The sequence below is a fragment of the uncultured Dialister sp. genome (assembly GCF_900538805.1).
GTDB lineage: Bacteria > Bacillota > Negativicutes > Veillonellales > Dialisteraceae > Dialister.
Window position 1 is genome coordinate 1 of the sequence record NZ_UPZP01000154.1, and the last position, 2,661, is coordinate 2,661.

General features: G+C 51.5%; 2 protein-coding genes. One reads left to right on the forward strand and one right to left on the reverse strand.

The features are described 5' to 3' along the window. The first annotated feature begins 817 nt into the window (after positions 1 to 817). The gene (locus QZQ29_RS09210) at positions 818 to 1,219 is read left to right on the forward strand and encodes a hypothetical protein (RefSeq protein WP_296962605.1); all 402 of its coding nucleotides are present in this window, start codon (positions 818 to 820) and stop codon (positions 1,217 to 1,219) included. A 32-nt stretch (positions 1,220 to 1,251) separates the two neighbouring features. Here the strand turns inward: QZQ29_RS09210 and QZQ29_RS09215 are convergent, their stop codons facing one another. Further along, positions 1,252 to 2,118: a LysR family transcriptional regulator gene (locus QZQ29_RS09215; RefSeq protein ID WP_296962607.1), complete on the reverse strand. Its 867-nt coding sequence runs from the start codon at positions 2,116 to 2,118 to the stop codon at positions 1,252 to 1,254. Between the last annotated feature and the right edge of the window lie 543 nt (positions 2,119 to 2,661).

Here is a 2,661-nt window from a genome sequence, read left to right on the forward strand (position 1 = left end):
TATTTAAGGAGACTGATGACGTAGCATTGGATAAAAATACATATGAAATTCGATTCTGCGAATTAATCAGTGCTTCCCTAGGGTTTGACAGCGGCCTTTGGCCGCTGAGGGTTGTGGTATTGCCCTTGGACACGCCCTGACGGGCGTGAGGGTTGACGGCCCTTTGGGCCGAAGGTTCTTAAGGTTCTTAGGTTTGACGGGCCCTTCGGGCCCGAGGGTTGTGGTATCGCCGCTGCGCGGCAATGAGTATGAAGTCAGCGTTACGTAATTAACTCTTTTGTCAATCATAGACCTATGACGAAGAGCCGGAGCCCCTCCTTCTTAGGGCGTTACGTGCTGAAATTAACCGTGGGACACTGTGATTCCGGGTGCCAGCGAAGAATCTCGGTGCCGGCTGCATATGAAACAACTGATAATTAAGGAAGCGGTAAGCGGGCAGCTGCCTCACTAGCCCACTAGCCCACCAGCCCACCAGCCCACCAGCCCACCAGCCCACCAGCCTCATTCTATCACTTTCTCCTGCTCCGGCCAGCTATAAGATATTTATAAGCAGACAGAAGATTTTTTCTATATGCCTCTTTTTTTAGAATTTACTTTTCCTTTTCCCCTTTTCAGGCGAAATAGGAAATTTTCTGCCTGCGGTCATCCTGTTTCCTCCGCGGTCCTTCCATCTCCTCGGCGGTCATGGATGGTGCTCCGAAGTGTTCCGATTTCATCGTTTCTTTCTGCTTCTCGGCCCATGGGCAGGCAAAAGGTCTCATGCTATAATCGAGTCATAAGAGAACAATCACGCCAAAATGTCCGGAGGGAATTCTGTATGCCGTTCCTTTTTTTCTGGTACCTTTTTCTATGCGCCATTGATGCATACCTTGTATTTGCCTATAAAACCGATTTAACCGAAACCTTTCAGCAGAAAATGGCCTATTTCCTTGGCGGCCACATTGCCTTTGTATACAATCTCTGTTTCCCATGGATGGTCTGGTTCATGATGGATGAGCTGCGCCCTGCGCTGATATGCATTTACCTGCTTCTCAACTACTGCACCCTCCTCCGCATGATGCACGTGGACTACCATGGCCTCATCAATGCCCTGTGGGGCGATGCTGCGCGCCACCGCCGCTTTGCCAACCGTTTGAAGCTGGAAAAGCTGTGCTGCGCCCTTTTCCTTGGTATTTCTACCTGGCTCTTCAGTATGCTTGGATTTCTTGTGAAATTATAAAAGCCCCGTGAAATCATTTCACAGGGCTTTTTTCATACCTTGAAATAGCTGCGGAGATAGTCCACGAAGATTCTGACCGGCGTAGACTGGAGCATGGGCTGCTTGTAAATCAGGTGGCTGGGCCTGAGGAGCGGCCGTTTCTGCTTGTCGTAAATCATTTCCCGATTCACCTGGGGCGCGCACTTGGGCAGGAGGTCCGCCGGAATGAGGGAGTGGCCGAGGCCCTGGTTCACGATTTCCACACAGGTAAGGCAGTCGGACACGGTGAGCATGAAATGGGGAGAATCGGTGAAGTTCTGCCTCCACCACCGGGTGCGGAGCTCATCCAGGGACGGGTCGCTCCGATAGCGGATGGACGGCTGGTCCGGCAGGGTGCTGTAGTCGATTTTCTTGGCGGAAATCAGGTACAGCGGCGCATCCTCCAGCAGAATATCCGCATCCGGCCATTCCTGATTTCCCCGGACGATGGCCAGATGGATATCCTCCTTCTTCACCAGCTTCACCAGCTCATCGCTGGTGTCGGTGGTGAGGGAAATCTCAATGTCGCTGTACTTATCCACAAAACCCTTCAGAATGGCAGGCATGTGGGACTGGGCAAAGGACTGGCTGGCGCCGATGCGGAGAACCCCGGAAATGGAATTCGGCTCATGGGTCACGTAATTCTTCATGTCCTGGTACTGCTGCAGCTCCTTTTCCGCAAAGGAGAAAAGACGGTTGCCGGCATCGGTGAAATGGACTCCTTTATTGGTGCGGATAAATAAAGGACAGCCGATTTCCTTCTCCATCTGGCTCAGACGATAGGTCAAAGAAGGCTGGGTCATGAAAAGCCGCTTGGCCACCTTATTAATGCTCCGTTCCTCGCGAAGATAAATCAGGATTTTCCAGTCCGTGTTGTTCATTGAAATACCCCTTACTTACCAAAATCAAACGACCAAGGTATAAAAATATTTTGGTATAAAATTATTTTATTAGATTATACCATATTTTCGTCAAGAGAAGTAGGGGAAAATAATAGGCCGCAAAGCGGCCCGGGTTCAGAGGGTTCTGCCTGCCTTTGGCAGGCGGGTTCAGAAGGTTCAAAGGGTCCCGCGCCCTAAGGGTGCGGAAGGGGCGCGGCTTCGCCGCAGGTTGTATAAAATGGTTGTGTTCGCTTCGCTCAGGGGGCATGGGGCTGCCGTTTGGTAGTCAGGTCAGTATAGAGCAGACTTCCCCCACCGGGGTGGCAAAGGAACTGGATTTGTAGCGACCCGAAAATCCAGTGACATGCTTCCCTTTAGGATGCACAGCGAACACATTTTGAAGGAGCGCCAGCGACGCGCAAAATGTAGTGAGTCGTTTCACCTTTAGGTGGAAGTCCCGCGAAGCGGGAATAGGGGGTGCGCCCGGCATGGGTGTAATCTAATGGGTGAAAGTCCCAAGTGCGGTATGACCATAACAAGCAC

Bases quoted from the DNA above. Each gene is read 5' to 3' on its own strand.
- QZQ29_RS09210 (WP_296962605.1), top strand. From the start codon at position 818: ATGCCGTTCCTTTTTTTCTGGTACCTTTTTCTATGCGCCATTGATGCA.
- QZQ29_RS09215 (WP_296962607.1), bottom strand. From the start codon at position 2,118: ATGAACAACACGGACTGGAAAATCCTGATTTATCTTCGCGAGGAACGG.